This is a genomic window from Enterobacter soli ATCC BAA-2102, from assembly GCF_001654845.1.
GTDB lineage: Bacteria > Pseudomonadota > Gammaproteobacteria > Enterobacterales > Enterobacteriaceae > Enterobacter > Enterobacter soli.
The window spans coordinates 1-1,531 of record NZ_LXES01000041.1 but is presented as its reverse complement, the minus strand read 5'-3'; the positions used below and the strand labels follow the sequence as shown (position 1 = coordinate 1,531).

Genomic DNA, 1,531 nt, shown 5'->3' with positions numbered 1-1,531 from the left:
AACCACGAGGTAATGTCGTATTTTCATTTTGCATTCCTTTTATGAACTAACAGGTTACGTCCGCCTTGCTTAGCCATGACTTTCCGGGATGACATGGCTAAGCATTACTGAAAGGAAAAAACGTCAAACGGTGATTAGCGCCTGCCGGTAGGCCAGCTCGTGGCTGTCCTACTGCGCGCAGTTTGCGCCAGCCAGCGCAGCCTGAGTGGGTAAACGCCCCTGAGCCGGAAATGCCGGCGGGAACCACGCCAGATCGGTGATTATTTCGGACATACTTTTGACTCCGGCATCTGCAGCGGCTCATTGATTGGATAACCCGGCCGGCCGGGGCTCACACAGCTGGTGGTCACTTTCACCTCATCACAGGGCATAAAGTGCACCGTGATCCCGCAGGTTTTTTGCCCCGTATAGTCCGGTACTGGTACCACCGTGCTGTGTTGCCGATTATTAGCACTCATTTTTTTTTCCCAGGCCCGATACTTAGCTGTATCCGCAAACCCAGGAAAACCTTTCATTGAGGCTTCTCCACTTTCCCAGTCCACCCTTACAGTCAAACCCGGTCGCCATTTCGCTGGCACACCATAGCAGCAGCCACCACCCCCGCCCTGATACGGCCCGATAGCATCAATACCCGACTGACCGTCGACGCTGAAATGATTGATTGCCCATTTGGTGTGGTTGATGGCGACAATAACCCCACCACCGCCACTTCGGGTTTCAGCCTTCACCGTCGGCTGGCTACAGCCCGCCAGCAGCAGGGCACCCAGTACCACGAGGTAATGTCGTATTTTCATTTTGCATTCCTTTTATGAATTAACAGGTTACGTCCGCCTTGCTTAGCCATGACTTTCCGGGATGGCATGGCTAAGCATTACTGAAAGGAAAAAACGTCAAACGGTGATTAGCTCCTGCCGGTAGGCCAGCTCGTGGTTGTCCTGCTGCGCGCAGTTTGCACCAGCCAGCGCAACCTGGGTGGGTAAACGCCCCTGAGCCGGAAACGCCGGCGGGAACCACGCCAGATCGGTGATTATTTCGGACATACTTTTGGCTCCGGCATCTTAAGAGGCTCTTTGATCGGGTGTTCAGGGTGGCCATAGTTGGCACAGCTGGTCGTCACTTTCACCTCATCGCAGGGCAGAAAATGCACCGTGATCCCACAGATTTCCTGTCCCGTATAGTCCGGCACCGGTACCACGATGCTATGCTGCTTATTCTGGGCCTTCATTTTTTTTTCCCAGGCCTTATATTTTTCCCAGTCAGCAAAGCCTGGAAAACCCTTTGAGCCACCCACCCCCGTTTCCCAGTCCACCCTTACAGCCAAATCCGGCCGCCATTTCGCCGGCACACCATAGCAGCAGCCACCACCCCCGCCTTGATACGGCCCGATAATATCAATCCCCGACTGACCGTCGACGCTGAAATGGTTGATTGCCCATTTGGTGTGGTTGATTGCCTCTATGGTTCCCCCACCCCCCCGGCTTTCCGCGTTCGCCGTCGGCTGGCTACAGCCCGCCAGCAGCAGGGCACCCAG

General features: G+C 55.1%; 3 protein-coding genes. All 3 read right to left on the bottom strand.

Going from position 1 to position 1,531, the window contains the following annotated elements; all coding sequences use genetic code 11:
* Window positions 1–260 precede the first annotated feature (260 nt).
* Window positions 261–794: a Tli1a family immunity protein gene (tli1a, locus tag M987_RS15670; RefSeq protein ID WP_014070077.1), complete on the bottom strand. Its 534-nt coding sequence runs from the start codon at window positions 792–794 to the stop codon at window positions 261–263.
* A gap of 96 nt (window positions 795–890) precedes the next feature.
* Window positions 891–1,040 (bottom strand): hypothetical protein, encoded by a 150-nt coding sequence (locus M987_RS24895; protein WP_014070076.1) that lies wholly within the window; start codon window positions 1,038–1,040, stop codon window positions 891–893.
* Window positions 1,028–1,531, bottom strand: a 504-nt coding sequence (tli1a, locus tag M987_RS15665; RefSeq protein WP_425591332.1) for a Tli1a family immunity protein, incomplete at its 5' end; no start/stop codon positions are given. The genes tli1a (M987_RS15665) and M987_RS24895, both read right to left, overlap by 13 nt.